The organism is Stenotrophomonas nitritireducens, assembly GCF_001431425.1.
GTDB classification, from domain to species: Bacteria; Pseudomonadota; Gammaproteobacteria; order Xanthomonadales; family Xanthomonadaceae; genus Stenotrophomonas; species Stenotrophomonas nitritireducens.
This window is the reverse complement of the sequence record NZ_LDJG01000024.1, coordinates 49796-76426: the sequence shown is the minus strand read 5'-3', so window position 1 is coordinate 76426 and position 26631 is coordinate 49796. Positions and strand designations below refer to the sequence as shown.

24 protein-coding genes are annotated in these 26631 nt (G+C 69.6%); 16 read left to right on the top strand and 8 right to left on the bottom strand.

Annotated elements, in window-relative coordinates:
- The first annotated feature begins 53 nt into the window (after positions 1–53).
- From ABB22_RS14510 to ABB22_RS14495, 4 genes are all read left to right on the top strand, one after another.
- Positions 54–1442 carry an FAD-binding oxidoreductase gene (locus ABB22_RS14510; RefSeq protein ID WP_055765212.1) on the top strand — a complete coding sequence of 463 codons (1389 nt, stop codon included), beginning with the start codon at positions 54–56 and terminating at the stop codon, positions 1440–1442.
- A 72-nt stretch (positions 1443–1514) separates the two neighbouring features.
- On the top strand, positions 1515–1814 hold the full coding sequence (locus ABB22_RS14505; protein WP_055765215.1) for a DUF2388 domain-containing protein: 300 nt from the start codon (positions 1515–1517) through the stop codon (positions 1812–1814).
- Entirely contained in the window at positions 1811–3658 is a 1848-nt protein-coding gene (locus ABB22_RS14500) for a DUF7844 domain-containing protein (protein ID WP_055765219.1), read from the top strand. Before ABB22_RS14505 ends, ABB22_RS14500 begins: the two co-directional genes overlap by 4 nt.
- 19 nt (positions 3659–3677) lie before the next feature.
- A complete protein-coding gene (locus tag ABB22_RS14495; protein WP_055765223.1) occupies positions 3678–4826 on the top strand; it encodes a two-component system sensor histidine kinase NtrB in 1149 nt (382 codons plus the stop codon).
- Between the two features lie 498 nt (positions 4827–5324).
- Here the strand turns inward: ABB22_RS14495 and yeiP are convergent, their stop codons facing one another.
- The 5 genes from yeiP to ABB22_RS14470 all read right to left on the bottom strand — a co-directional run bounded on the left by yeiP (position 5325) and on the right by ABB22_RS14470 (position 8934).
- Positions 5325–5891 carry an elongation factor P-like protein YeiP gene (gene yeiP, locus ABB22_RS14490; protein WP_055773125.1) on the bottom strand — a complete coding sequence of 189 codons (567 nt, stop codon included), beginning with the start codon at positions 5889–5891 and terminating at the stop codon, positions 5325–5327.
- Positions 5892–5958: 67 nt separating this feature from the next.
- Positions 5959–6729, bottom strand: a complete 771-nt coding sequence (locus tag ABB22_RS14485; protein WP_055773126.1) for an SDR family NAD(P)-dependent oxidoreductase — start codon at positions 6727–6729, stop codon at positions 5959–5961.
- 74 nt (positions 6730–6803) lie between these two features.
- Positions 6804–7220, bottom strand: coding sequence for a DUF4189 domain-containing protein (locus ABB22_RS14480; protein WP_055773129.1), 417 nt, complete (start codon positions 7218–7220; stop codon positions 6804–6806).
- Between the two features lie 26 nt (positions 7221–7246).
- On the bottom strand, positions 7247–8140 hold the full coding sequence (locus ABB22_RS14475; protein WP_055773131.1) for a hydroxymethylglutaryl-CoA lyase: 894 nt from the start codon (positions 8138–8140) through the stop codon (positions 7247–7249).
- On the bottom strand, positions 8137–8934 hold the full coding sequence (locus tag ABB22_RS14470) for an enoyl-CoA hydratase/isomerase family protein (protein ID WP_055773134.1): 798 nt from the start codon (positions 8932–8934) through the stop codon (positions 8137–8139). The genes ABB22_RS14475 and ABB22_RS14470 overlap by 4 nt, the downstream gene beginning before the upstream one ends.
- Positions 8935–9054: 120 nt before the next feature.
- Between ABB22_RS14470 and ABB22_RS14465 the strand changes: the two genes are divergently transcribed.
- The 10 genes from ABB22_RS14465 to recJ all read left to right on the top strand — a co-directional run bounded on the left by ABB22_RS14465 (position 9055) and on the right by recJ (position 20796).
- On the top strand, positions 9055–9300 hold the full coding sequence (locus ABB22_RS14465) for a FeoA family protein (protein WP_055773139.1): 246 nt from the start codon (positions 9055–9057) through the stop codon (positions 9298–9300).
- Entirely contained in the window at positions 9297–11162 is a 1866-nt protein-coding gene (feoB, locus tag ABB22_RS14460) for a ferrous iron transporter B (protein WP_055773142.1), read from the top strand. The genes ABB22_RS14465 and feoB overlap by 4 nt, the downstream gene beginning before the upstream one ends.
- Positions 11162–11416, top strand: coding sequence for a DUF6587 family protein (locus tag ABB22_RS14455; protein WP_055773146.1), 255 nt, complete (start codon positions 11162–11164; stop codon positions 11414–11416). The genes feoB and ABB22_RS14455 overlap by 1 nt, the downstream gene beginning before the upstream one ends.
- 174 nt (positions 11417–11590) lie before the next feature.
- Complete coding sequence (gene dapB / locus ABB22_RS14450) at positions 11591–12319, top strand: 4-hydroxy-tetrahydrodipicolinate reductase (RefSeq protein ID WP_082443820.1); 729 nt, start codon at positions 11591–11593, stop codon at positions 12317–12319.
- A gap of 206 nt (positions 12320–12525) precedes the next feature.
- Positions 12526–13656, top strand: coding sequence for a glutamine-hydrolyzing carbamoyl-phosphate synthase small subunit (gene carA, locus ABB22_RS14445; protein WP_055773152.1), 1131 nt, complete (start codon positions 12526–12528; stop codon positions 13654–13656).
- Positions 13656–14210, top strand: coding sequence for a hypothetical protein (locus ABB22_RS14440; RefSeq protein ID WP_055773153.1), 555 nt, complete (start codon positions 13656–13658; stop codon positions 14208–14210). The genes carA and ABB22_RS14440 overlap by 1 nt, the downstream gene beginning before the upstream one ends.
- A gap of 54 nt (positions 14211–14264) precedes the next feature.
- On the top strand, positions 14265–17507 hold the full coding sequence (gene carB / locus ABB22_RS14435; protein ID WP_055773156.1) for a carbamoyl-phosphate synthase large subunit: 3243 nt from the start codon (positions 14265–14267) through the stop codon (positions 17505–17507).
- Between the two features lie 8 nt (positions 17508–17515).
- The gene (gene greA / locus ABB22_RS14430; RefSeq protein WP_211264517.1) at positions 17516–17980 is read left to right on the top strand and encodes a transcription elongation factor GreA; all 465 of its coding nucleotides are present in this window, start codon (positions 17516–17518) and stop codon (positions 17978–17980) included.
- A 151-nt stretch (positions 17981–18131) separates the two neighbouring features.
- On the top strand, positions 18132–19076 hold the full coding sequence (locus tag ABB22_RS14425; RefSeq protein ID WP_055773162.1) for a hypothetical protein: 945 nt from the start codon (positions 18132–18134) through the stop codon (positions 19074–19076).
- Positions 19069–20796, top strand: coding sequence for a single-stranded-DNA-specific exonuclease RecJ (recJ, locus tag ABB22_RS14420; protein WP_055773164.1), 1728 nt, complete (start codon positions 19069–19071; stop codon positions 20794–20796). The genes ABB22_RS14425 and recJ overlap by 8 nt, the downstream gene beginning before the upstream one ends.
- A 63-nt stretch (positions 20797–20859) precedes the next feature.
- On the opposite strand, the gene ABB22_RS14415 is transcribed toward recJ, so the two are convergent.
- Positions 20860–22059, bottom strand: coding sequence for an acyltransferase family protein (locus tag ABB22_RS14415; protein ID WP_082443821.1), 1200 nt, complete (start codon positions 22057–22059; stop codon positions 20860–20862).
- A gap of 98 nt (positions 22060–22157) precedes the next feature.
- Here ABB22_RS14415 and ABB22_RS18285 point away from each other — a divergent pair, with 98 nt between their 5' ends.
- Positions 22158–22562: a hypothetical protein gene (locus tag ABB22_RS18285; RefSeq protein WP_152984198.1), complete on the top strand. Its 405-nt coding sequence runs from the start codon at positions 22158–22160 to the stop codon at positions 22560–22562.
- A gap of 85 nt (positions 22563–22647) precedes the next feature.
- On the opposite strand, the gene ABB22_RS14410 is transcribed toward ABB22_RS18285, so the two are convergent.
- The gene (locus ABB22_RS14410) at positions 22648–23856 is read right to left on the bottom strand and encodes an acyltransferase family protein (protein ID WP_055773166.1); all 1209 of its coding nucleotides are present in this window, start codon (positions 23854–23856) and stop codon (positions 22648–22650) included.
- A gap of 163 nt (positions 23857–24019) precedes the next feature.
- On the opposite strand from ABB22_RS14410, the gene ABB22_RS14405 reads away from it, so the two are divergent.
- Positions 24020–24889: a LytTR family DNA-binding domain-containing protein gene (locus ABB22_RS14405; protein ID WP_055773168.1), complete on the top strand. Its 870-nt coding sequence runs from the start codon at positions 24020–24022 to the stop codon at positions 24887–24889.
- 312 nt (positions 24890–25201) lie between these two features.
- Here ABB22_RS14405 and ABB22_RS14400 read toward each other — a convergent pair whose 3' ends face one another.
- Positions 25202–26557: an ABC transporter substrate-binding protein gene (locus tag ABB22_RS14400; RefSeq protein ID WP_152984197.1), complete on the bottom strand. Its 1356-nt coding sequence runs from the start codon at positions 26555–26557 to the stop codon at positions 25202–25204.
- Between the last annotated feature and the right edge of the window lie 74 nt (positions 26558–26631).

Genomic DNA, 26631 nt, shown 5'->3' with positions numbered 1-26631 from the left:
CGCGCCACGGCTGGCAGGCTTTCCGGTTTCCCCTGCCGAGCACCCCCGCCGCCATGACCGACCCGCGCCTGGACACCCTGCTGCAATCCTGCCCGGGGCTGCGCCTGAAGACCGATCCGGCCGACCTGGAACACTACGGGCGCGACTGGACCCGGCGCTGGACGCCGGCGCCGCTGGCCATCGCGTTGCCGGGCAGTGTCGAGGACGTGCAGGCGGTCGTACGCTGGGCCAATGAACACAAGGTCGCGGTGGTGCCGTCCGGCGGCCGCACCGGCCTGTCCGGTGGCGCGGTCGCGGCCAACGGCGAACTGGTGCTGAGCCTGGAGCGGCTGAACAAGGCGCTGGACTTCAATGCGGTGGACCGCACCCTGACCGTGCAGGCTGGCATGCCGCTGGAAGCCGTGCACAACGCCGCCCGCGAACACGGCCTGCTCTACCCGGTGGACTTCGCCGCGCGCGGCTCCTGTTCGATCGGCGGCAACATCGCCACCAATGCCGGCGGCATCCGCGTGATCCGCTACGGCAACACCCGCGAATGGATCGCCGGGCTCAAGGTCGTGGCCGGCAACGGCGAACTGCTCGAGTTCAACAAGGGCCTGATCAAGAACTCCAGCGGCTACGACTTCCGCCAGCTGCTGATCGGTTCGGAAGGCACGCTCGGCATCGTGGTCGAGGCCACGCTGAAGCTGACCGACCCGCCGCCGGCGAGCAACGTGATGCTGCTGGCATTGCCGTCGTTCGAGGTGCTGATGCAGGTGTTCTCCGCGTTCCGCGAGCGGATGCAGCTGGAGGCATTCGAGTTCTTCACCGATCGCGCCGTGCACCACGTCACCGCGCATGGCGCGCCGTATCCGTTCGCCGAGACCTACCCGTACTACGTGGTGACCGAATACGCCGCGGCCGACGAGGCGGGCGAGGCCGCGGCGCTGGCCGCGTTCGAACACTGCATGGAGCAGGGCTGGGTGCTGGATGGCGTGATCAGCGCCAGCGAGGCGCAGGCGCAGCAGCTGTGGCGCCTGCGCGAGGGCATCACCGAGTCGCTGGCGCGCTACCGGCCGTACAAGAACGACGTGTCGGTGCGCATCTCGGCGATGCCGGCCTTCCTGGAGGAGGCGCAGGCGCTGATCAGCGGCGCCTATCCGCAGTTCGACGTGGTCTGGTTCGGCCATATCGGCGACGGCAACCTGCACATCAACGTGCTCAAGCCCGAGGACAGCTCCGACGCCGAATTCCTGGGCCAGTGCGAGCAGGTGACCAAGCTGCTGGCGCAGGTGCTGCACCGCTTCCACGGCAGCATCTCGGCCGAGCACGGCATCGGCCTGGTCAAGAAACCCTACCTCTCGAGCACCCGCGATGCGGCGGAGATCGCGCTGATGCGCGGGGTCAAGCAGGCGTTCGACCCATTGGGGTTGATGAACCCGGGCAAGCTGTTCGACCGCTGAGGGCGCAGCGGCGGGCCGCCGGGAACGGCAGCCCGTTATGCTTGCCTCCCGCTCCACGATTCCCGCGCACCGATGATCCGTCCGATCCTGTTCCTTGCCCTGGCCGTCCTGCCGTTGTCGGCCCTGTCTTCCAGCTTCGCCGGCACCACCGCCGGATCGGCGGCGGGCGCGTCCTCGCATTCCAGCAGCAGCTCGTCCGGCGACGACAAGGTGGTGCTGGACGCGCGCGACGATGCCGCGGCGTTCGTCGCCAGCGAGGGCGCCATCCGCGGCGCCTGGCTGGAAGCGGCCCTGCTGCACCTGCGCGAGCGCGACGCCGCTGCGCGCGAGGCCAGCGACATGGCGCTGGCGCGGAAGATCCTGGCGTTGTGAGCGCCGCCTGCCGGCGGTGGCGCCGGCGTTGCTGGACGCTGCTGCTGTGCGCGGCCATCGCCGCGCCGGTGCAGGCCGCACTGCGGATCGAGGTCGCTGCCGATGGACTGTCCGCACAGGAACTGCAGGCCAGCCGGCAACTGATCGAACAGGTACTGGTGCGCCTGCCAACACCGGTGCGCGACGGCCAGGCGCTCGCCTTGCGCCTGCGCTGGCGCGACGACCTGCCAAGTCATGTGGCCGGTCGCGCGCGCGGCAGCGAACTCGGCCTGGACCAGCGCCTGCTCGCGGCATTGCCCGGCGACGGGGCAGACGCATCGACGCCGGCCTGGCGGCGGGCGCAGGCGGCGCTGATCCACGAACTGGCGCATGCGCTGGACCGCTCCGTGGCGGGCGGCTGGTCGCACGATGCGCGCTTCCTCGATCTGGCCGGGTGGCAGGTGCGACCGCTGCTGCCGGGCCGCGGCCGCAACCGTTTCCTGCTGCGCAGTCCCGACCGGTACGAACTGCACAGCCCGGCCGAGTTCTTCGCGGTCAACCTGGAGCACTACCTGCTCGACGCCGACAACGCCTGCCGGCGACCGGCACTGCACCGCTGGTTCGCCGCCGCGCTGGGGCCGTTGCCGGCGGCGGCCGAAGCGACCTGTGCATCGGCGTTGCCGTTCGTGGAAGCCGGCGCGCAGGACGGCATGGCCGGCCTGCTGGAACTGGACCCGGCGCGCGTCTACGAGGTCGACTACCTGCTGGCCGAGGGCAACGGCCAGCCGATGAGCCGCTGGGGCCACAGCATGCTGCGGCTGGTGGTCTGCGCGCCAGGACGCGCGCCGGGGCCGGCGTGCCGGATGGACCTGCAGTACCACCGGGTGCTGTCCTTCCGCGCCTTCGTCGGCGACGTGCAGTTGTCCAACTGGCGTGGCCTGACCGGCTCGTATCCTTCGCGCCTGTTCGTGCTGCCGCTGGACCGCGTGGTCGAGGACTACACCCGGGTCGAACTGCGCGGGCTTTCGTCCGTGCCGCTGCGGTTGCGACGCGAGGAGATCGCCGCGCTGCTGGAACAGGCCGCGCGGGTGCACTGGACCTATGACGGCCGCTATTACTTCGTCAGCAACAACTGCGCGGTGGAAACCTGGAAGCTGCTGCACGACGGCGTGCCGCGACTGGCCGGGCGCCGGCTGTCGTCGATCACGCCGGTCGGCCTGCTGCGCCGCCTCGAGCGCGGCGGGGATGCGGTTCCGGTGTCGCCCGGCGACCGCGCCGCGGCGGTGCGAGCCGGTTATTACTTCGAATCGGACGCGCCGCGCTACCGGCAGTTGTTCGAGGTGGTGCATGCGGGCCTGCAGCCGCCGGTGGCGGATGTGGAGCGATGGCTGGAGCTGCCGCCGGGCGAGCGCCGGCGCTGGATGGACGCGGACGACGAACGCGTGCTGGCCGCCCTGCTGGTGCTGGAGCAGGCGGCGTGGCGACGCGGCGAACTGCGCGTGCGCGACCTGCTCAAACGCAGTCTGCTGGCGCGCGGTGGCGACGCCGCGGCGCTGGAGCGCGTCCGCGGCCTGCTCGCGCAGGCCGGCCTGCTGCTGGCGCCGGGCATGCTGGCCGGCGAGGGCTACGGCCTGCCGTTGGAGCGCGAGCGCGCTGTCCTCCGCCGCGACGTGGCCGGGCGCACGCAGGCCGCGGGCGACGAACGGCGCTCGCTGGACGCAGCGCTGCGGGACCTGTTGCCGGAGGCCGAACGCGCGCGCCTGCTGGGCGTGGAGTCGAATCTGGATCACCTGCGCCAGCGCCTGCGATTGCGGTACGTTAGCGGCACCGAAGCCGCCGGCGTGGATCCCGTGCCGCGGCCGTGAACGCCAACGGAGACCGCGTTTGAACCAGCAGCCGCACTACCTGCCGCGTCACGACGAGGACAGCCGCCTGATGCAGGGCATGATGCAGCTGCGCTCCTGCGCGATCCTGGAGCTGGACGACGACGGCCTGATCCATGACGGCACCGCGGGCGTGGAATCCATCTACGGCTATGCCCGCGAGGAACTGCGCGGGCGCAGCTTCGCCAGCCTGTTCAGCCGCGCCGACCAGGAACGCGGGATGCACCTGGCGTTGCTGGCGCGGGTGCGGGAGCAGGGCATCGAGCAGTCCGCCTGCCCGCTGGTGCGCAGGGATGGCACCCGTTTCCGCGCGGCGCTGACCATGGAGCGGGGCGTGTTCGACGGCGGCGCCCCGCGCATCCTGATGGTGGTGCGCGACATCACCGAGTTCTTCCAGAACCAGAAGCGCGTGCAGGAGGCGCAGGAAAGCGCGATGCGCGCGCAGCGGCTGGACGCCTTCGGCAAGCTCACCCTGGAGCTGGCGCACGACTTCAACAATCTGCTGTCGGTGATCGCCAACAGCCTGGACATGCTGTCCGCGCGCCGGGCCGAGGACGAGGGCACGCGGCGGCTGCTGGACCTGGCGCACCGCGCGGTCGAGCGCGGTACCGGGCTGACCCGGCAGATGCTGGTGTTCGGCCGCGGCCAGGCGCTGGTGCCGCAGCTGTGCCGGGTCAACGACCTGCTGGTGGCCTCGCGGGATCTCTACCAGCGCGTCTGCGGGGAAGGCGTCCAGGTGACGCTGGATCTGGCGGAGGACCTGCCGCCGGTCGCGGTGGATGTCGGCCAGCTCGAAGCGGCCCTGCTGAACCTGCTGGGCAACAGCCGCGATGCGATCGGCGGGCGAGGCGACGTCTTGCTGCAGGCGCGGCTGGAACAGCGCCCGGTCGCGTCAGGCATCGGCAGCGCCGGCTACATCCGCGTCACCGTCGGCGACAGCGGGCCGGGCATCGGCCGGGAAATCCGCGACACGGTGTTCGAGCCGTTCTTCACCACCAAGCCCGAAGGCCAGGGCAGCGGGCTGGGGCTGAGCCAGGTGCATGGCTTCGTCGCGCAGTCCGGCGGCATGGCCGAGATCGGCACGTCCACGCTCGGCGGCGCGGCGGTGTCGATGTACTTCCCGGTGGCGGAGGGCGCGTCCGGCGCATAGCGCTGGCAAGCGGCGGCCACTCGGAGGTTGCAGGCCAGGCGCAGGCGGTTTTTCCGATAGCCGCTCCTGTGCCCGCGGCGAAGTCGTCGCTCACGCCCAGGCCCCGAAGCGGCAGCCGGCAAAGGCCAGGTACTCATGCTGGCCGATGGACGGACGGTCGCCGGTCGCGCCCAGATCGATGTACGACCAGCGCACGCCCCGGCGCAGGCCTTCGTTCCCGGCCGCTTCGGGTTCGACCGGCCAGGCATCGCCACTGCCCAGGTTCTCGGGTCGGCCAGACAGGCCGGGGGCGGACCTCCGTCGCGGCGAGAGTGGTGGCCGCAAGCGGCAGGAGGGACGGGAGACAGCGGCAGGAGGGCGCCGGTCGGCCGGGGCAGGAAAATGTCCCGGGTGCGCCGTCGCGGATGGGGAACTGCAGCGTCATCGGCGCGCTGCCACCGGTCTTCATGGACGACGACGGCGCCACAGGGGCGCCGTCGTTTGCCGCTTGCCGCCGGATCAGTCGGCGCGGCCGCCGAACTCGCCGGTGGTGGTGTTGACCAGGATGCGTTCGCCGTTGGTGATGTATTCCGGCACCATGATCTCGATGCCGGTGTTCAGCTTGGCCGGCTTCGGGCGCTTGGTGGCGGTGCCGCCCTTCAGTTCCGGCGGGGTTTCCACCACTTCCAGGGTCACGTGCTGCGGCATCTGGATGGCGACCGGCTGGTCGTCGATCACCTGCACGTAGATGCCGGCCAGGCCCTCGGTGATGTAGCCGGCGTCGTCGCCGATCACGTCCGCGTCCAGCGTGTACGGGGTGTAGTCCTCGTCGTCCATGAACACGAAGGCATCGCCGTCCATGTAGGAGAAGGTGGACTGGCGGCGCAGCAGCTCGACTTCCGGCAGGTTGTCGTCGGCGTCGAAGCTGGCGTCGAGCTTGTTGCCGCCCGGCACGCTGTACATGATGAAACGGAAGCGGACGTTGCCGCCGCGGCCCTGCGGCGAGCTGCGCTCGATGTCGCGGATCTGGTAGACGCCGTTGTTGTATTCGACGACGTTGCCTTTCTTGATATCGCTGGCTTTCATGCTTGGAAAGTCGGTTGGGGTAAGGGATGAAGTGAAACGGGCGCCTTGAGGGCGCCCGCGGTGTGGATCACTTGGGCGCCAGGCGCACGGCGCCGTCCAGGCGGATGGTCTCGCCGTTGAGGTAGGTATTGCCGATGATGTGGCCGACCAGCGCGGCGAAGTCGTCCGGCTGGCCCAGGCGCGACGGGAACGGGATCGAGGCGGCCAGCGATTCCTGCACGCTGGCCGGCATGCCGTCCACCATCGGCGTCCAGAACACGCCCGGCGCGATGGTCATCACGCGGATGCCGAAGCGCGACAGCTCGCGCGCCATCGGCAGGGTCATGCCGACCACGCCGCCCTTGGAGGCGGAGTAGGCGGCCTGGCCGATCTGGCCTTCGTAGGCGGCAACCGAGGCGGTGTTGATGATCACGCCGCGCTCGCCGTCGCTGCCGGCTTCGTTGTGCTGCATCAGGTCGGCGGCGGCCTTGGCCACGTTGAAGCTGCCGACCAGGTTGACCATCACCGTGGCCTGGAAGTTGGACAGCGGCATCGGCGCCTCGCGGCCGAGCACGCGGCCGGCGCCGAGGATGCCGGCGCAGTTCATCACCACGTTCAGCCCGCCCAGGAACTCGCGCGCGGCGGCCAGGTTGGCGGCCACGCCGGCTTCGTCGGTGACGTTGGTGGTGAAGTAGCGGGCCTTGTCCGTGCCCAGTTCGGCGACCGCGGCGCTGCCCTTCTCCTCGTTGAGATCGAACAGGGCGACCTTGCCGCCGTTGGCGACCAGGTGCCGGGCCACGGCCAGGCCGAGGCCGGAAACGCCGCCGGTGACGACGGCGCGGACGGAAGACAGCTGCATCGGGACGCTACCTGCAAGGGGTTGGCCGGTGATTCTAGCCGATGCCGCCGTCCCCACAGGGGACGGCGGGGCGTTCAGTACTGCCGGGGCGCGGGGACCGGCATCGGTGGGTGCGAGGGCACGCGCAGGAGGGCGGGTACCGGCCTTTCCCGCCACAGGAACTCGAGCCGGCAGTCGTCGGCCGTGCGCCGGCACATGGCCAGGGCCTTGTCGATCGCGGCGCGCTCGTCGCTTTCGCCCAGCGCGTGGCCGAAAGCGGCGCTGCCGCTGGCGATGGCCGAATACCCGGCCTCGGCCGAGGTGCTGGCCACTTCGGTGCAGTTGGCGGAACGACGCGCGCAATGGCCCAGGGCGGCCTGCAGGGCGAGGCTGGCGGAGGGGTGGTTGTAGGCGTAGCCGTAGGCGCCGGAATCGGAGAAAGCCACCGCCGAGGCGGCGAGGGCGTGGCCTGCCGGGAGCAGGGCGGCGATGACGAGAGCGGTGCGGATCATGCAGGGGAATCCTTTCGGTGGGTCGATCAATGGGGGGTCATGGCCTTGCCGGCCTTGCTGCCGTTGTCGCGGCCCAGCACCCCGGCCAGCCAGCGCCCGGTGTCGGCCAGCGCCGGCAGGTCGATGCCGGTCTCCATGCCCATGCCGTGCAGCATGTAGACCACGTCCTCGCTGGCGACGTTGCCGCTGGCGCCGCGCGCATAGGGGCAGCCGCCGGTGCCGGCCACGGCCGAATCGACCACGCGCACGCCGTCCTCCAGGCAGGCGGCGATGTTGGCCAGCGCCTGCCCGTAGGTATCGTGGAAGTGCACCGCCAGCGCCGCCAGCGGTACCTCCGCGGCCACCGCCCGCAGCATCGCGCGCGCCTTCAGCGGCGTGCCGACGCCGATGGTGTCGCCCAGCGAGATCTCGTGGCAGCCCATGGCGTGCAGCGCGCGGGCCACGCGCACCACGTCGGCCAGCGGCACTTCGCCCTGGTAGGGGCAGCCGAGCACGGTGGACACATAGCCGCGCACGGGGATGCCATCGGCCTGCGCACGGGCCAGCACCGGCGCGAAGCGCTGCAGCGATTCGTCGATGCCGGCATTGGTATTGGTGCGGTTGAACTGCTCGGAGGCGGCGGTGAACACCGCCACTTCCCGCGCACCGGCCGCAAGCGCGCGCGCGTAGCCCTGTTCGTTGGGGACCAGCACCGGATAGGCGATGCCGGGGCGGCGCTGGATGCCGGCCATGACCCCGGCGGCGTCGGCCAGCTGCGGCACCCACTTCGGGCTGACGAAGCTGGTGGCCTCGATGGTGCGCAGGCCGGTGGCCGACAGGCGGTCGATCAGCGCGATCTTGTCGGCGGTGGCGACCTGCTGCTTCTCGTTCTGCAGGCCATCGCGCGGGCCGACCTCGACGATGCGGACGAAATCGCTCATCGCGTTTCCCCTGCGACCCAGCGCGGCGGGCGCTTCTCGAGGAAGGCCGAGAGGCCTTCGCGGCCTTCGTCCGAGGCGCGCAGCGCGGCGATCAGCCCGGCGTTGGCGCGGTCGAGCGCGTCGCGCTCGCCGTTGGCGGCGTGAACTTCGCGCACCAGCACCTTGGCCGAAGCCGCGGCGACCGGGCCGGCCTTGCCGACCAGGTCCAGCTGCGCCTGCACGGCGGCGTCGAGCGCCTCGGCGGCGACCACCTGGTGCACCAGGCCGATGCGCAGCGCGGTGGCGGCGTCGAAATGCTCGCCGGTGGCGAACCAGCGCCGTGCCTGGCGCGGGCCGATGGCGGCGATGACATAGGGTGAGATCACCGCCGGCAACAGGCCCAGGCGGCTCTCGGTCAGGCCGAAACGGACGCCGTCGGCGGCGATGGCGATGTCGCAGCAGGCCACCAGGCCGACGCCGCCGCCGAAACTGGCGCCATGCACGCGGGCGATGGTCGGCTTGGGCAGTTCGTCCAGGGTGCGCATCAGCCGGGCCAGCGCCAGCGCGTCCTGCCGGTTCTCCTCCTGCGTGGCGCCGGCCATGGTCCGCATCCACTGCAGGTCGGCACCGGCCGAGAACGAGGGGCCATGCCCGGCCAGCACCACCGCGCGCACCGACGGGTCGGCGCCGAGGGTTTCCAGCGTGGCGGTGAGGGCGGCGATCAGCCCGGCGTCGAACGCGTTGTGAAGCTCGGGACGGTTCAGGTGGAGCGTCGCCACGGCCTTGTCGTGGCGAACGAGCAGTGCATCACTCATCGGATTCCATGCGTGCTTGGGTGCACGGAATCATAGCGGAGCGCCCAGGGCAGCAAGACGCGGCGCGGCGGTGCTAGAATTGATAACCATTCTTATCAACTCATTCAAAGGCGCCATTCAGTGACGTTGTCAGATTTGCCGCTGCATGCACCCGCGCAGGTGGAGGCGGTGCAGGACCTGCATGCCAATGATGCGATCGCCCGGCGCTTGAGGGAACTGGGGTTCGTCGATGGCGAGGACGTGCGCGTGGTCGCGCGCGGGCCCGTCGGCGGCGAGCCGCTGCTGGTACAGGTCGGCTTCACCCGCTTCGCGCTGCGGCGCAGCGAGGCCGCCCGCGTGCGGATCACGAAGGAGGCATCGGCATGAGCGCCGCGACCACCGCCGTGTCGCGGCTGGCCCTGGTGGGCAACCCGAACTGCGGCAAGACCGCGCTGTTCAACCAGCTGACCGGCAGCCGGCAGAAGGTGGCCAACTACGCCGGCGTCACCGTCGAGCGCAAGGAAGGGCGCATGCGCGGGCCGTCCGGGCGCGAATACGCGGTGCTGGACCTGCCCGGCGCCTACAGCCTGCAGCCGGCGAGCCTGGACGAGGCCATCACCCGCGACCTGTGCCGCGGCTTCTATCCCGGCGAAGCCGCGCCCGATGCGCTGGTGTGCGTGATCGACGCCACCAACCTGCGCCTGCACCTGCGTTTCGCGCTGGAAGTGCGCGAGCTGGGCAAGCCGATGATCGTGGCGTTGAACATGGTCGACGCCGCGCGCCGGCGCGGCATCGAGATCGACGTGGCGGCGCTGGAACAGGCGCTGGGCGTGCCGGTGGTGGAGACCGTGGCGGTACGCCGCAACGGCGCCAGCGAACTGGTCGCGCGCATCGACGCGATGATGCCGCAGCTGGCGTCGATGGCGCCGCCGGAAGCCGTGCCGGCCGCCGACCATCACGCCCAGGTCCGCGACATCCTCGCCACTGCGGTGCGCATGCCCACGCGCACGGCGAAGATCGACGATGCGCTGGACCGCTGGCTGCTGCACCCGGTGTTCGGTCTGCTGACCCTGGCGGTGGTGATGTTCCTGATCTTCCAGGCGGTCTACGCCTGGGCCACGCCGCTGATGGATGGCATCGAGGCCGGCTTCGCCTGGCTCGGCGCGCTGGTCGGCTCGACCCTGCCCGAAGGGCCGTTGAGCAGCCTGCTGGTGGACGGCATCATCGCCGGCGTCGGCAGCGTGGTGGTGTTCCTGCCGCAGATCCTGATCCTGTTCTTCTTCATCCTCGCGCTGGAGGAGTCGGGCTATCTGCCGCGCGCGGCCTTCCTGCTGGACCGGATGATGGCCGCGGCCGGCCTGTCCGGGCGCTCGTTCATCCCGCTGCTGTCCAGCTTCGCCTGCGCGGTGCCGGGCATCATGTCCACGCGCAGCATCCAGGACCCGCGCGACCGGCTGGCGACGATCCTGGTCGCGCCGCTGATGACCTGTTCGGCGCGGTTGCCGGTATATGCGCTGCTGATCGGCGCGTTCATCCCGCAGAAGACGGTGTGGGACCTGTTCAACCAGCAGGGGCTGGTGCTGTTCGGGCTGTATGCGGCGGGCATCCTGAGCGCGCTGGCGATGTCGTGGACGATGAAGAAGTTCCGCCGCGACAAGGGCGAGCACCCGCTGCTGCTGGAACTGCCGTCCTACCGCCTGCCGCATGCGCGGGATCTCGCGGTCGGGCTGTACGAGCGCGGTATGATCTTCCTCAAGCGCGTGGGCGGCATCATCCTGGCGCTGACCATCCTGCTGTGGTTCCTGCTGTCGTTCCCGGCGGCGCCGGCCGACGCCACCCTGCCGGCCATCGACTACAGCTTCGCCGGCCGCATCGGCCACGCGATGGCGGTGTTCTTCGCGCCGCTGGGCTTCAACTGGCAGATCTGCATCGCGCTGATCCCGGGCCTGGCCGCGCGCGAGGTGGCGGTGGCCTCGCTGGCCACGGTGTATGCGCTGTCGGCGGCCGACGACGATGCCGCCGCGCAGGCCCTGACCCCGCTGATCAGCGACGGCTGGTCGCTGGCCACCGCCTTGTCGCTGCTGGTCTGGTACATCTACGCGCCGATGTGCATCTCCACGCTGGCCACGATCAAGCGCGAGACCAACTCGTGGAAGCAGATGACGTTCGCCACGGTCTACCTGTTCGCCGCGGCCTGGCTGGCCTCGCTGGTGACCTACCAGGTCGCCGTGGCGCTGGGGGCGGGCTGATGGACCGGGGGCTGCTGCTGCAGTACGCGATCATCGCCCTGGCCTTGCTGGTCAGTGCGTGGGTGGTACTGAAGAAGCAGTTCCCCGGCGTCGTGCGGCGCCTGCGCGGGGCGCTGGCGTTGTGGCTGGTGAAGCCGCAACGTTCGCCGCGGCTGCAGGCGCTGGGGCGCCGCCTGGCGCCGGCCGCGTCCGGCGGCGACAGCGCCTGCGGCGGCTGCGATGGCTGCGGGCCGACGCCGCCCAGGCAGCACTGACGCGGTCTGCCAGCGGGAGCGGCGCAAGACGCTGCCGGCATCGCCGGGGCGGGCTAGGTCGCGACGCGCGTCGCGCCGGCAGCCGTTTCCAGCAGGAGAGGCGTATCCGGCGGCGCTTCATGCCGTGCGGCCGATGCTTGTCTCCGGTCACTCCAAGGCGGTAGTTTGCAGGCCATGAACGAGACTCCCACACGGTTGCTGATCCATGGCGCTTCCGGTCGCATGGGCCAGGCCCTGCTGCGGCTGGCGGCAGAAGACGCTTCGCTGCAGGTGGTTGCCGCGGTGGTGCGCAAGGCGCCGGCGCAGCGCGTGATCGACGGCGTGCCGCACTTCGCCGCCAGCGAACTGTCCGGCGCGCCGGCCTTCGACGTGGCCATCGATTTCAGCCTGCCGGAGGGCTTCGACCCGGTGCTGGCGCTGTGCGTGGCGCGCGGCGCGGCGTTCGTTTCCGGCACCACCGGGATCGACGCGGCGCAGCAGGCGGCGCTGGCCGCCGCGGCGCCGCGGATCGCGTTGACCTGGGCGACCAATTTCAGTCTCGGCGTGGCGGTGCTGGCCGAATTGGTGGAGCGCGCCGCGGCCAGCCTGCCTGGCTGGGACTGCGACATCGTCGAGTCGCACCACGTGCACAAGAAGGACGCGCCCTCCGGCACCGCCCTGACCCTGGGCGAGTCGGCCCGCCATGGCGGGGCCGAGCCGCATTACGCCAGCCTGCGCGCCGGCGACATCATCGGCGAGCACCAGGTCCAGTTCACCGGGCTGGGCGAGCGGGTGGAGCTGTTCCACCGCGCCACCAACCGCGACATCTTCGCCCGCGGGGCCCTGCATGTGGCGCGGCAGCTGCATGGACGGGCGCCCGGGCGCTATTCGGTGCGCGACCTGGTGGCTGCCGGCGCCGGCTGAACAGGCGCCGGCCGGAGGGCAGGGCGGGTTGCCGGCGGCCTACGCGGCGCTGGCGCCGATGGCGCCCATGCCATTACAATTCCCGCTCGCCGAATCACGTCAGCCGGACCGGTTTCACACCGCCGTCCGCGCTTTTTTGCAACCGGTTTTTGCCGTGAGCGCAGGCGTGGCTTCGGAGCCCCCTCGGTAGCCAAAGTGAGATTCCCGTGACCCAAGCCGCAATCCTCGTGCTCGAAGACGGCACCGTATTCGAGGGCGAATCCGTAGGCGCGCCCGGCCTGTCCGTGGGTGAGGTGGTGTTCAACACCGCCATGACCGGCTACCAGGAAATGCTGACCGATCCGTCCTACGCCAGGCAGATGATCACCCTGACGTACCCGCACATCGGCAACACCGGCACCAATGAGCAGGACGACGAGGCAGCGCAGGTGTGGGCCGCGGGCCTGATCGTGCGCGACGTGCCGCGCCGTCCCAGCAGCTGGCGCAACCAGCAGTCGCTGCCGGAGTGGCTGCAGCAGCGCGGCGTGGTCGCCATCGCCGGCATCGACACCCGCAAGCTGACCCGCATCCTGCGCGAGCGCGGCGCCCAGAACGGCGCGCTGATGGCCGGCCCGGACATCGACGTGGACAAGGCGCTGGAAGCGGCGCGCAAGTTCCCCGGGCTGAAGGGCATGGACCTGGCCAAGGTGGTCAGCACCGGCAAGGCCTATCCGTGGACCCAGGGCCAGCTGGACCTGGACAAGGGCCAGTTCGTCCAGGCCGAGGCGAAATTCAAGGTCGTCGCCTACGACTTCGGGGTGAAGGCCAACATCCTGCGCATGCTCGCCGAGCGCGGCTGCGATCTCACCGTGGTGCCGGCGCAGACCCCGGCGGCGGACGTGCTGGCGATGAATCCCGACGGCGTGTTCCTGTCCAATGGCCCCGGCGACCCGGAGCCGTGCGACTACGCCATCGCCGCGATCCGGGAATTCGTGGACAGAAAACTCCCCACCTTCGGCATCTGCCTGGGCCACCAGCTGCTCGGCCTGGCCTCGGGCGCGAGCACCATGAAGATGGGCCACGGCCACCACGGCGCCAACCACCCGGTGCAGGACATCGACAGCGGCCGGGTGATGATCACCTCGCAGAACCATGGCTTCGCCATCGACGAAAGCACGCTGCCGCCCAACCTGCGGGTCACCCAGCGCTCGCTGTTCGACCAGACCGTCCAGGGCGTGGAGCGCACCGACGCGCCGGCGTTCTCCTTCCAGGGCCACCCGGAAGCCTCGCCCGGTCCGCAAGACGTCGCGCCGCTGTTCGACCGCTTCATCACGATGATGAGCGAGGCCCGGGCCTGATGCGCACAGGCGTGCTGCTGGCCGGGTTGCTGCTCGCCACCGGCGCCTCGGCGGCGCCGGCCGACCCGGCCGAAATCGGCGGGATCATGCGGCAACTGGGCATGGACGGCCTGGCCGGCGATGCCACCGGCGGGCTCATCGCGCAGGTCCCGGACCTGCAGGCGCTGGACGGCGCGGGCAAGGCCTGCGCGTCGGCGCAGGTGTCCGCGTTGATGGCCGCGCAGTTCCAGCAGTCGGTGGTGGACAGCATGGGCGCCGACGGCGACCGGCTCATCGCCGACTGGAAACGCTTCATGGCCACCGAGGCCGGCGCCGGGATGGCGCGCACCTTCCAGGCCACGGCCGCGGCGATGGCCGGCGGGCCGGCCATGGAGACCGGCCTGGACGAGGCCGGCAAGGCGGAGATCGCGGCCTTCATGGGCACCTCCGCGTTCCAGCGTTTCATGGACGGATTCGGCGACGACAACGTACTGCCGGAAGACATCGGCCAGCGCCTGGCCGAGAGCCTGCAGCGCGAGTGCGGCATCGAGCTGGACCCCGGACAGATTTCCTGATCGACAGCGTGCGATCACTCCCCCTAGACACGCTGTACTGACTTAGAGAAGACAATGCCAAAGCGCACCGATCTAAAAACCATCCTGATCATCGGCGCCGGCCCGATCGTCATCGGCCAGGCCTGCGAGTTCGACTACTCCGGCGCGCAGGCCTGCAAGGCGCTGCGCGACGAGGGCTACCGCGTGGTGCTGGTGAACTCGAACCCGGCCACGATCATGACCGATCCGGAAATGGCCGACGCGGTCTACATCGAGCCGATCAACTGGCAGACGGTCGAGAAGATCATCGACAAGGAGCGCCCGGACGCGCTGCTGCCGACCATGGGCGGACAGACCGCGCTGAACTGCGCGCTGGACCTGGCCGACCACGGCGTGCTGGAGAAGTACAACGTCGAGCTGATCGGCGCCAAGCGCGACGCCATCCGCATGGCCGAGGACCGCGAACTGTTCCGCGTGGCGATGGGCGAGATCGGGCTGGAGTGCCCGAAGGCCGCCGTCGCCCACACGCTGGAAGAGGCGCTGGAGATCCAGACCCGGGTCGGCTACCCGACCATCATCCGCCCGTCCTTCACCCTGGGCGGCAGCGGCGGCGGCATCGCCTACAACCGCGAGGAACTGGTCGAGATCGTCAACCGCGGCCTGGAACTGTCGCCGACCACCGAAGTGCTGGTGGAAGAATCGGTGCTGGGCTGGAAGGAGTTCGAGATGGAAGTGGTCCGCGACACCGCGGACAACTGCATCATCGTCTGCTCGATCGAAAACCTGGACCCGATGGGCGTGCACACCGGTGACTCGATCACCGTGGCGCCGGCGCAGACCCTGACCGACAAGGAATACCAGCGCCTGCGCGATGCCTCCATCGCCGTGCTGCGCAAGATCGGCGTGGACACCGGCGGCTCCAACGTGCAGTTCGGCATCAGCCCGACCACCGGCCGCGTGGTGGTGATCGAGATGAACCCGCGCGTGTCGCGTTCCTCGGCGCTGGCCTCCAAGGCCACCGGCTTCCCGATCGCCAAGGTCGCCGCCAAGCTGGCCGTGGGCTATACCCTGGACGAACTGAAGAACGAGATCACCGGCGGCCTGACCCCGGCCTCGTTCGAGCCGTCCATCGACTACGTCGTCACCAAGATTCCGCGCTTCGCCTTCGAGAAGTTCCCGGCCGCCGACGCGCGCCTGACCACCCAGATGAAGTCGGTGGGCGAGGTGATGGCGATGGGCCGCACCTTCAAGGAATCGCTGCAGAAGGCGCTGCGCGGCCTGGAAACCGGCAAGATCGGGCTGGATCCGACCGGCCTGGACCTGGGCAGCGAGGACGACATCGCCACGCTCAAACGCGAGCTGAAGGCGCCCGGCCCGGAGCGCCTGTTCTACGTGGGCGACGCCTTCCGCGCCGGCATGAACGTCGACGACGTGTATGCCCTGTCCTACATCGACCCGTGGTTCCTGGACCAGATCGAGGACATCATCGCCGACGAGAAGCAGGTGCATGCCGAAGGCATCGACGCGCTGGACGGCAAGCGCCTGCGCACGCTCAAGCGCGCAGGCTTCTCCGACGCGCGCCTGGCCCAGCTGACCGGCACCAACGAGGCGGCGATCCGTGCGCTGCGCCGCGCGCACAAGGTGCGCCCGGTGTACAAGCGCGTGGATTCCTGCGCCGCCGAGTTCGCCACCAGCACCGCTTATCTGTACTCGACCTACGAGGACGAGTGCGAGGCCAACCCGAGCAGCCGCGACAAGATCATGATCCTCGGCGGTGGCCCCAACCGCATCGGCCAGGGCATCGAGTTCGACTACTGCTGCGTGCATGCCGCGCTCGCCCTGCGCGAGGACGGCTATGAAACCATCATGGTCAACTGCAACCCGGAGACCGTCTCCACCGACTACGACACCTCCGACCGCCTGTACTTCGAGCCGCTGACGCTGGAAGACGTGCTGGAGATCGTCGAGCTGGAGCAGCCCAAGGGCGTGATCGTGCAGTACGGCGGGCAGACCCCGCTGAAGCTGGCACGTGCGCTGGAAGCCAACGGCGTGCCGGTGATCGGCACCTCGCCGGACTCCATCGACCTGGCCGAGGACCGCGAGCGCTTCCAGAAGCTGGTCAACGAGCTGGGCCTGAAGCAGCCGCCGAACCGCACCGCGCGCACCGCCGACGAGGCGCAGGCGCTGGCGCGCGAGATCGGCTATCCGCTGGTGGTGCGCCCGAGCTACGTGCTGGGCGGCCGCGCGATGGAAATCGTCTATGGCGAATCCGACCTGGCCCGCTACATGCGTGACGCGGTCAAGGTCTCCAACGACTCGCCGGTGCTGCTGGACCACTTCCTGGACGCCGCCGTCGAGGCCGACGTGGACATCATCTGCGATCGCGAAGGCAACGTCCTGATCGGCGGCGTGATGGAGCACATCGAGGAAGCCGGCGTGCACTCCGGCGACTCGTCCTGCTCGCTGCCGCCTTACTCGCTGTCGGCTGAAACCCAGGCCGAACTGCGCCGCCAGGTCACCGAACTGGCCAAGGCGTTGAAGGTCGTCGGCCTGATGAACACCCAGTTCGCGATCCAGACCGATGCCGACGGCAACGACGTGGTGTTCCTGCTGGAAGTGAACCCGCGCGCCTCGCGCACCGTGCCGTTCGTGTCCAAGGCCACCGGCATGCCGCTGGCCAAGATCGCCGCCCGCTGCATGGCCGGCATGAGCCTGGCCGAGCAGGGCGCGACGACGGAGATCGTGCCGGACTACTACTCGGTGAAGGAAGCCATCTTCCCGTTCGCCAAGTTCCAGGGCGTGGACCCGATCCTCGGGCCGGAGATGCGCTCCACAGGCGAGGTGATGGGCGTGGGCCGCAGCTTCAGCGCCGCCTTCGCGCGCGCGCAGGAAGCCGGCGGCATCAAGACCCCGCCGCCGGGCAAGGCCTTCATCTCGGTGCGCGACGCCGACAAGCCGCGCGTGCTGCCGGCGGTGCAGGGCCTGGTCGAACGCGGCTACTCGGTGGTCGCCACCCGCGGTACCGCCGCGTGGCTGCAGCAGCAGGGCATCGCCTGCGAAGTGGTCAACAAGGTGGTCGAAGGGCGCCCGCACATCGTGGACAGCATCAAGAACGGCGAGATCGTCTACATCGTCAACACGACCGAAGGCCGTGCCGCGATCAACGACTCGTTCTCGATCCGCCGCGAGGCGCTGCAGCAGCGCGTCACCTATTCGACCACGGTGGCCGGCGCCAAGGCGCTGGTGCAATCGCTGGAATTCCGCGGCACCGGCCCGGTCTGGTCGCTGCAGGAACTGCACAAGGAGTTGAACGCATGAGAGCCCCCATCACCCTGAAGGGCGCGCAGCGCCTGCGCGAGGAACTGGACCACCTGAAGTCGGAGAAGCGCCCGAAGGTGATCGCCGCGATCGCCGAGGCACGCGAGCACGGCGACCTCAAGGAGAACGCCGAGTACCACGCCGCGCGCGAGGAGCAGGGCTTCATCGAAGGGCGCATCAAGCAGCTGGAAGGCGAGCTGTCGCATGCCGAGATCATCGACATCAGCAAGCTCAACGCCGGCAGCCGCGTGGTGTTCGGGGCGACGGTGACGCTGGCCGACGTGGAGAGCGACGAGGAAAAGCGTTACCAGATCGTCGGCGACCTGGAAGCGGACATCAAGCTGGGCCTGATCGCCATTTCCTCGCCGGTGGCGCGTGCGCTGATCGCCAAGAACGAGGGCGACAGCGTCGCCATCGCCGCGCCGGCCGGCCAGCGCGAGTATGAGATCGTCAGCGTCGAGTACCTCGACTGACGCACCTGGCCGCGGGGCCTGCATCCCGCGGCCATTGCCTTGAGGTGGAAGCCTGCAGGAGCGACGCAAGTCGCGACCAGGCTTCCGCCGATGCGGCCCCCTCGCGACTTGCGTCGCTCCTGCAGGCCTACGGGCGGATTGCGAGCAACCGATGACCCACGCCAAAGCCACCCTGCTGCTTCCCGCCCGCCACCGCTTCCCCAACGGCGCGTTGCCGGCACAGGTGGCGAGCGCGCTCGGCCGCGCCGACCGCAATGAGGGCGAGGCCGGCGAGTCGGCGCAGCTGCGCCGGCATTTCGACGTGCAGCCCGACGCCTGGTCGGCGGCCGCGCTGACCCGCCAGGTCGATGCCGGCGATGCCGCGGGCAGCCTGTGGCTGCGCGCCGACCCGGCCAACGTGCAGCCGGACATGCAGGGTGCGCGGCTGATGGCCTCGGCCGAAACCCTGCGCCTGGAACCGGCCGACGCGGCCGCGCTGCTGCCGGCGCTGCAGCCGCTGTTCGCCGGGTTCGGCTTCCAGCTCGATGCACCGGCGCCATCGCGCTGGTACCTGCGCCTGCCCGACGACACGCCGCTGCCGGCCTTCACCGCGCCGGACCTGGCGCTCGGCGACGACTTGTTCGAACACCTGCCCGAAGGCGACAACGGCCGCCGCTGGCGGTCGCTGCTGACCGAGGCGCAGGTGGTGCTGCACCAGCATCCGTGGAACGAGGAGCGCGTCGCGCAGGGCCGGCGCGCGGTCAATTCGCTGTGGTTCTGGGGCGCCGGGCGACTGCCGCAATCGGTACGGACGGCGCATGCGCAGGTGCGTAGCCGCGATGCGCTGCTGCAGGGCCTGGCGGCGATGGCCGGCGTCCGTGCCGATGGCCCGGTCCCCGATGACAGCCAGGCCGTCGACGCGCTGGTGGACCTGCGCCAGCTGCGCTCGCTGGAGCAGCTCACCCACGACGCCATCGCGCCGCTGCTCGATGCCATCGGCCGCGGCGAACTGCGCGAACTGCTGCTCGATTTCGAGGATGGCGTGCGTTACCGCATCCATCGCGGCCAGCGCTGGCGTTTCTGGAAGAAGCCGCTGGCGGCGCTGCGCGATGAGTGATGCCCTGAAGATCGTCCGCCGCGAGGCCGTCGAAGGCGGGCAGTGGGACGAGGGCACGCTGCCGCTGCTGCGCCGCATCTATGCCGCGCGCGGCGTGCGTTCGCAGGAGCAGGCGCAACCGAAGCTGGCGCAGCTGCACGCGCCGGAACTGCTCGGCGGCATGCAGGCCGCGGTGGAGCTGCTGGCCGCGGCGATCGCCGACGGCCGCCGCATCCTGATCGTCGGCGACTTCGACTGCGATGGCGCCACCGCCTGCGCGGTCGGCGTGCGCGGCCTGCGCCTGCTCGGCGCGCGCGACGTGGTGCACGCGGTGCCCAACCGCATGGTGCACGGCTATGGCCTGTCGCCGTCGCTGGTGGCCGAACTGGCGGCGCTGCAGCCCGACCTGCTGGTGACGGTGGACCACGGCATCGCCTGTCATGCCGGCGTGGCCGCGGCCAAGGCGCTGGGCTGGCAGGTGCTGGTGACCGACCACCACCTGCCCGGGGAACAGCTGCCGGCGGCCGACGCCATCGTCGACCCCAACCTCGGCGGCGATGCGTTCCCGAGCAAGGCGCTGGCCGGCGTCGGCGTCATCTTCTACGTGCTGATGGCGCTGCGGCGGCACCTGCGCCAGGCCGGTGCGTTCGCCGACGACAAGGGGCCCGACCTGACCCCGCTGCTGGACCTGGTCGCGGTGGGTACCGTCGCCGACCTGGTCGTGCTGGACGACAACAACCGGGCGCTGGTCGCTGCGGGCCTGCGCCGGCTGCGGGCCGGGCAGTGCTGCGTGGGCCTTCGCGCATTGATCGAGGCCAGCGGCCGCGACGCGCGCAGGCTGAGCGCCAGCGACATCGGCTTCGCACTGGGACCGCGCCTGAATGCGGCCGGGCGGCTGGAGGACATGGCGCTCGGCATCGAGCTGCTGCTCACCGAGGACGCCGCGCAGGCGCGCGGGATTGCAGCCCTGCTGGAAGAGATCAACGCCGAGCGCCGCGCGGTGCAGCAGTCGATGACCGACGACGCCGAGCTGGCGGTATCGCGCGCCTTGCTGGCCGACGACGGCCATCGCCCGGTCGCGGCCTGCCTGTTCGACGCGCAGTGGCATCCCGGCGTGGTCGGGCTGGTGGCCTCGAAGATGAAGGACCGCCTGCATCGCCCGGTGATCGCTTTTGCCCCGGCCGAGCCGGGCGCACAGGCGCTGCGTGGTTCGGCGCGCTCGATCCCCGGTTTCCACATCCGCGACGCGCTGGCCGCGGTGGATGCGCGCCATCCCGGCCTGATCGAACGCTTCGGCGGCCACGCCATGGCCGCGGGCCTGAGCCTGCCGCAGGAACGGCTGGACGCGTTCCGCGAGGCGTTCGAGCGGCAGGTGCTGGCGACGCTGGATCCAGCCCTGCTGCGGCAGCAACTGCTCAGCGATGGCGAACTGTCCGCCGCCGAACTGGATTTCCGCCATGCCGAGGCGCTGCGCCTGGCCGGGCCCTGGGGGCAGGGCTTCCCCGAGCCCTTGTTCGACGGCCATTTCGAGGTCGTGCAGTGGCGCGTGCTCAAGGAGCGCCACCTGAAACTGGAGCTGCGCCTGCCGGGCATGGCCGGCGCACTCAACGCCATCCATTTTGGCGGCTGGACCGGCAACGATCCGGGCCGCCATGTGCACTTGGCCTATCGTCTGGTCGGCGACGACTACCGCGGCGGCAGCGCGATCCAGTTGATCGTCGAGCATTGCCAGACGGTCTGATGGGCGAGCCGATCGCCCGCCGCCAGACGGCAGCGGGCCTTTTTCCCGGATGGGGCGGTGTGGTCAGGATCGCGCGTCGGCAGTGCCCGCCAGCGCGATGGCCGCTGGCGCCGCCCGCGGCCTGAGCCCGAACAACGGCCGCAGCCAGCCGACGCGGCGGATCAGCTCATAGGCGCCCAGGCACAGGGCGAAGGTCGCCACCACCAGCAGCACGGCTTCGGCCGCCGCCGGGATGTGCAATGGCTTCAGCGCGTGGGCCAGCACCACGATCACCGTCTGGTGCAGGATGTAGAGCGGGAACACGGCCAGGCTCAGGTAGCGCAGCACCGGGCTGTCGACATCGCGCCAGCGGAAGGCGAAGCCGAGCAGGGCGGCGATGGCGCACCACTGGTCCAGCGCCCAGGCGCCGCGCAACCACAGCCGCAGCGTTTCGGACACCGGATTGGCATCGTCGTGGCCGGAGAAATACCAGCTGTGGATCATCAGTGCATAGCTGGCCAGGGCCAGCAGCAGTGCCGGCCAGCGCAGGCGATGCAGGGACTGCCAGAAACCCTCGTCGAAGGCGGCCAGGAAGCCGATCAGGAACACGCTCGCGTACTGGGCATGGTTGTACCAGTCGTCGACCAGCGCGTGGGTCTGCTCGAAGCGCGCCACCAGCAGCAGCCTTGCCGCCGCCAGCAGCAGCACCGGCACCAGCAGCGCTCTCCAGCCATGCAGGATGCGGCCGGTCCATGCGCGCAGCCCGGCCAGCGCACCCTCCGGCAGGAACCGCCACAGCAGCCAGGCCGACAGGGTGTAACACCACAGGTAGGGCAGGAACCACAGGTGGTTCCAGGTCGGCAGGATCAGGCATTTGCCGTCGATGCCGCAGAAGCCGTGGTAAGCGCCCAGGTACTTGCCATAGAAGTCGAGCCAGCCGCCGGAATAGCCGCCCGGCAGCTGTTCGACCACCTGCAGGTAAGCCTGTGGAGGCACGATCACGAACATCCCGAACAGCAGCGGCAGCAACAGCTGGCGCGAACGCCGGCGCAGGAAGCCACCGGCGGTGCCGCGCAGCATGAAGGCGGTGGCCACGCCCGAGATCAGGAACAGCAGCGACATCCGCCAGGGACTGGTCAGCAGCATGAACGGTTCCGGCGCGATGCTGGCGGCCGGGCTTTTCACGTGCCAGCCCCAGCTCACGTAGTACATGCCCACGTGGTAGAGCACCAGCAGGCAGAAAGCGAAGACGCGGACCCGGTCCAGGTCGTGGCGGCGTTGCATCGTGATTCCATCCCATCGCATTGGAGAGGCGGCCAGCCTTGCCGCGGCGGATGCGCCGGGCCAGCACGAGGGGATGGCCCGGGGGCGGAAAGTGACGAATGGTGGGCGCATGGGGATGGCTGGAATGGCGCGTCCGGCTTGAATGCGGCGGATGCGCGATACCGAACCGGTTCGTGCGAGTGATCCTTACCGGCGGTGCCTGCCCGGCTGTGCTTCGACGGCGACTGCTCAAGGATGGCGAACTGCCTGCCGCCGAAATGGATTGCGGCCATGCCGAGGCCCTGCGCCTGGCCGGGCAGTGGGGACACGTATTCCCCAAATCCCTGGTCGATGGCGTGTTCGAAGTTGTGGCGTGGCCCGCGCACGCACAGCGCCACTTCATCCTGGCGCTGCGCATGCGTGGTCCCTGGCATGCATCAGCGCGATCCATTTCAGTGGCTGGAACGCAATGCCCCGCATCGCGCGCGCCGTTTGCCTATGGCTGGTCAGCGACGACTACCTGATCAGCAACCCGATGCAATTGCCCGTGGAACATCGCAGGCCGGCCTGGACGGATGTGCGGCCCGGTTCCGCCGCCCGCTGCGAGGCTTATGGCTGCATGCCGGCGGTCTTGGGTATCGGTATCGATGGTGCGGCTGGCCTTGGCTTCAGGCCAAAGAGCGGCCGCAGCCAACCTACACGGCGGATCAGGTATTCGTGCACCATCAGGCAGCCCGCGACGGTACCGCCGACGACCAGGGCGGCTTCAAGTCCCCCTCCTAGTTTCATGGGAATGAGCCAGTAGGCGATGGCGATGATCAGGGTCTGGTGCAGGATGTACCACGAAAACACCGCTTCGCCCGCATAGGGGAGCCAACGGAAAGGGTGGTCGAGCAGGGCACGGCCCCAGCCCAGGATCGCCAGCAACGCCATCCAGGTGTAGGTGACGCGGGCGATGCGTTCGACCAGGTACCACGGGACGTGCAGTGCCCATTCCGGCATCGGCCCGGAAGGAGGATGGTGGCCGAACCAGCGCAGGCAGAGTTCCACGCCAATCGCCAGCAGCGCTGCGACCAGTGTTCGCCAGCGCTGCTGCCGCGCCCAGTTCCAGAATCCTGATTGGATCGCCAGCACGTAGCCTAATAGGAACAGCGGCAGCGATTCCGCATGGACAACCCAGTCATTGAGCAGGGCATGGGTTTCCTCGAAACGCGGTGCCAGCCACAGGCGAACGCCCAGCAGCCAGAGAACAGGCAGTGTCAGCAACATGAAGACCGATAGCCGCCTGGGCTCGCCTGCATTCCCCCAACGTCCCCGCAACCATTGCAGCAGCGGAAGCGCCGCCAGCAACAGCAGGGTGTAGGGCAACAGGTAAGCCAGGTACCACAGGTGGTTCCATGTCGGGGTGACGAGGCATTGGTCTATGCGACAGAGTCCACCGCTGGCATAGAGCTTGTAGAAGTGCGCGAATCCGCCGGTGTAGCCGTATTGCTGGATGATCTGGAAGTAGGTCTGCGGCGGCACCACCACCAGCATGCCGAACACCAGCGGAAGAAGCAGGCGCAGGCTGCGTGTTCCGGCGAAGCGCAGGCGGTGGCCCTCGACCCGTGCCAGCCCGATGGCAATGCCGGAGATCATGAAGAGCAGAGGCATCCGCCAGCGGTTCAGCGCGATCATCGGGTATTGCAGCCATTCGGCTTGATACGTGCTCTTGATGTGGAAACTCCAGTCGGCCACGTAGACCATCGCCGAGTGGTAGAGGATCAGGAGGGAGAAGGCGATGACGCGCAGGGCGTCGATGTCGTGCCGGCGTGGCATGCGTCGGTATCCGTTGGTGGGGATGCAGACAGCGTCCGCGCCCGTGGGGCTGCTCTTCCACCGGAAAGTGACCATGCGATAGGGGTTTGGGACAAGCCGCGGATTCGAGGGATGGGCCGGGGACGGGGGAGCGAGGGGCAGCCCCTACAATGCGCGGATGGATATGAGCCCTCCGACCTTCTACCAGCGCTATCAACCGTGGCGACGTTTCACCGAGATCGGGTTCTGGGTGGTCCAGTACCTCGCCAGTGGGCTGGCCAACAGCATCACCGTGAACATGGATGTACGACGGCAGCATCTGGATTTCAGCGCCTGGCAACCGATGGTATGGGAAACCAGCTCCGCCCTGGCGGCGCTGGCGCTGGTGCCTGCTGTGGTCTGGTTCACTCGCCGCTTCCCTTTGCACGTGGATGACTGGCGACGGCTGTTGCCGCTGCACCTGCTGGGGAGCCTTGCGTGGTCGATGCTGCACGTGGCCGGGATGGTGGCGATCCGCAAGTTGGCCTACGCCAGTGCCGGAGACAGCTACGATTTCGGGTCATGGTGGCGCGAGTTCGGCTACGAATACCTGAAGGACGTTCGCTCCTACGCCGGCATGGTGCTGACCATCGAGGGCTATCGCCTGTTGCTGCGCCGCCTGCAGGGCGAAGCCATGCTGCTGTCGCTGCCAGACGAGGGGCCGCCCGTGGAGCCGGTGGATCGTCCCGAGCGTTTCCTGGTGCGCAAGCTCGGCCGCGAATTCCTGGTCGCCGCCGCCGACATCGAATGGCTGCAGGCCGCCGGCAACTACGTCAACCTGCGGGTGCGCCACCACGATTACCCGCTGCGCAGCACCATCGCCGGGATCGAGGCCAAGCTCGACCCGGACTGCTTCGTGCGCATCCACCGCAGTTACATCGTCAACCTGTCACAGGTAGCCTCGATCGAGCCGCTGGACAGCGGCGACGCCCGGGTCCACCTGCGCGACGCCACGGTGCTGCCCTGCAGCCGCCGCTACCGGGCAGGACTGCGCGCCCGCGGCGGCGTTGAATAGCGCTCCCGCCCGGCCGGGCTCCCGTCTGAACGGGGCATGCCGGGCAAGCCCGCCGGGCGTTGCCCGGCGCTACAGAACCGCAGCGACCCGCTTCCTGTAGAGCGGAGCAACGCCCCGCTGGGGCATTACCGGGCAAGCCCGCCGGGCGTTGCCCGGCGCTACAAAACCGCAGCGATCCGCTTCTTGTAGAGCGGGGCAACGCCCCGCTGGGGTATTACAAGGCAAGCCCGCCGGGCGTTGCCCGGCACCGCAAAGCCACGGCGATGCCGGGCTTTGCCGGGGATTCCCTGATGAACGCTACGGAGCCGTGACTTACCTGCGGCGGACCAGCAGTCGATAGGCGCCGCTCGCCGACGGGTCGAAGCTGTGCGCCATCAACACGTAGCGGCCGGCTTCCAGTTCGACTTCCAGCATCGGGTCCAGGCTGGTCTCGCTGTCGTCCTGCGAGGCCACTTCCTGACCGTCGCGCATCAGGGTGACCATGCCGTCCAGGCCGTTGCTGCCGGTCATGGTGATGACGTAACGGCCCTTGCGCGGGATGTCGAGCGTGTACAGGCTGCGCGAACCGGGGATCAGCTGGCCGCTGGTCTCGCGGCCCAGGGCCAGGACCGGGCGGGTCGGGCCATCCGCTGCCGGCGCGGTGCTGGTGGCGAGCTGGAAAATTCCGCCGCGGCCGTTCACCGAGCGCACCGAGACGTTGTATTCGCCCGGGTCAAGTACCTGCGACAGGCGCGAATTGACCCCGTCGCCGCCATCGTCGTCGCTGAGGGTGATATCGGCACCCTGCAGGGTCAGGAGGGTATCGAGGTCGCGGCTGCTGGCGTCGAACTGCACGCGGCGGCGATCGGGCAGGGAGAACACGAAGCTGCGGGTGTCGCCTGCGTTGATGAAGCCGCTGGCCATGTCGTCGATCGGCAGCGCGTGGCCATCCTCGAACACCAGCCCTTCCGGGAGGTCGGTCCGTTCCACGCCCAGATAGAACGCGCCGCTGCTCTGGCTGAAACCGCCGGCGCTAACCGTATAGCGGCCCGGCTGCAGCGGAACGACCAGGCGCGAATTGGTGCTGTTGCCGCCGTCGTCGTCTTCCAGTTCCACGCCGTTGCCGCTCAGGCCCAGCACGGTGTCGAAGGCGTCCGATTCCAGGTTGAGGGTGTACAGGCCGGGCTTGTCGACCTGCAGCGAATAGGTGTGGCGGGAATCGACCAGCCAGTCGGCGATGCGCTTGCCGGCGGCCAGCGGCTGGCCGTCATAGGCGACGATCGGCGTGGCGGTGAGCTGGAACGGGCCATAGGCGTTGGCATCGGCACCGCTGACGGCGACCAGGTATTGCCCGGCCTTGTCTGCGCGCAGGCTGAGCCGGGCGCTGTCGCCGCAGTCGCAGCTGGACCCGGAGCCGGATCGGCTGACCAGCAGGTCGCGATGGAAAACGGCGAGGCTGCCCTTCAACGGGCCATCGAGTTTCAGCGACACCGCCTGGCCGGCGGCTAGTTGCAGGCTGAACAACTGGCTGCGGCTGCCGTCGCTGTAGTTCAACGCCGCGGCGGACGTGATTTCGCCGGAGACTTCGCCGTTGCTGGCGAGCGGACGGGCGGCGGGGGCGGCGTGAACGGTGGCATTCAGGCCGGTGGCGATGGCGAGGGTCAGCAATCCTGCTGCAAGTCGCTTCACTTTGGTTTTTCCTTGGTCTGGAACGGGGGAAACAGGGCCGGTACCGGGCGCGTCGCGCACGGACGCTCCGGGAG

What these genes read in the sequence shown, in the direction of transcription:
- ABB22_RS14510 (WP_055765212.1), top strand. Translation starts at nt 54, where the DNA reads ATGACCGACCCGCGCCTGGACACCCTGCTGCAATCCTGCCCGGGGCTG.
- ABB22_RS14505 (WP_055765215.1), top strand. Translation starts at nt 1,515, where the DNA reads ATGATCCGTCCGATCCTGTTCCTTGCCCTGGCCGTCCTGCCGTTGTCG.
- yeiP (WP_055773125.1), bottom strand. Translation starts at nt 5,891, where the DNA reads ATGAAAGCCAGCGATATCAAGAAAGGCAACGTCGTCGAATACAACAAC.
- ABB22_RS14485 (WP_055773126.1), bottom strand. Translation starts at nt 6,729, where the DNA reads ATGCAGCTGTCTTCCGTCCGCGCCGTCGTCACCGGCGGCGTTTCCGGC.
- ABB22_RS14480 (WP_055773129.1), bottom strand. Translation starts at nt 7,220, where the DNA reads ATGATCCGCACCGCTCTCGTCATCGCCGCCCTGCTCCCGGCAGGCCAC.
- ABB22_RS14475 (WP_055773131.1), bottom strand. Translation starts at nt 8,140, where the DNA reads ATGAGCGATTTCGTCCGCATCGTCGAGGTCGGCCCGCGCGATGGCCTG.
- ABB22_RS14470 (WP_055773134.1), bottom strand. Translation starts at nt 8,934, where the DNA reads ATGAGTGATGCACTGCTCGTTCGCCACGACAAGGCCGTGGCGACGCTC.
- feoB (WP_055773142.1), top strand. Translation starts at nt 9,297, where the DNA reads ATGAGCGCCGCGACCACCGCCGTGTCGCGGCTGGCCCTGGTGGGCAAC.
- ABB22_RS14455 (WP_055773146.1), top strand. Translation starts at nt 11,162, where the DNA reads ATGGACCGGGGGCTGCTGCTGCAGTACGCGATCATCGCCCTGGCCTTG.
- dapB (WP_082443820.1), top strand. Translation starts at nt 11,591, where the DNA reads ATGAACGAGACTCCCACACGGTTGCTGATCCATGGCGCTTCCGGTCGC.
- ABB22_RS14440 (WP_055773153.1), top strand. Translation starts at nt 13,656, where the DNA reads ATGCGCACAGGCGTGCTGCTGGCCGGGTTGCTGCTCGCCACCGGCGCC.
- carB (WP_055773156.1), top strand. Translation starts at nt 14,265, where the DNA reads ATGCCAAAGCGCACCGATCTAAAAACCATCCTGATCATCGGCGCCGGC.
- ABB22_RS14425 (WP_055773162.1), top strand. Translation starts at nt 18,132, where the DNA reads ATGACCCACGCCAAAGCCACCCTGCTGCTTCCCGCCCGCCACCGCTTC.
- recJ (WP_055773164.1), top strand. Translation starts at nt 19,069, where the DNA reads ATGAGTGATGCCCTGAAGATCGTCCGCCGCGAGGCCGTCGAAGGCGGG.
- ABB22_RS14415 (WP_082443821.1), bottom strand. Translation starts at nt 22,059, where the DNA reads ATGCAACGCCGCCACGACCTGGACCGGGTCCGCGTCTTCGCTTTCTGC.
- ABB22_RS18285 (WP_152984198.1), top strand. Translation starts at nt 22,158, where the DNA reads ATGGTGGGCGCATGGGGATGGCTGGAATGGCGCGTCCGGCTTGAATGC.
- ABB22_RS14410 (WP_055773166.1), bottom strand. Translation starts at nt 23,856, where the DNA reads ATGCCACGCCGGCACGACATCGACGCCCTGCGCGTCATCGCCTTCTCC.
- ABB22_RS14405 (WP_055773168.1), top strand. Translation starts at nt 24,020, where the DNA reads ATGAGCCCTCCGACCTTCTACCAGCGCTATCAACCGTGGCGACGTTTC.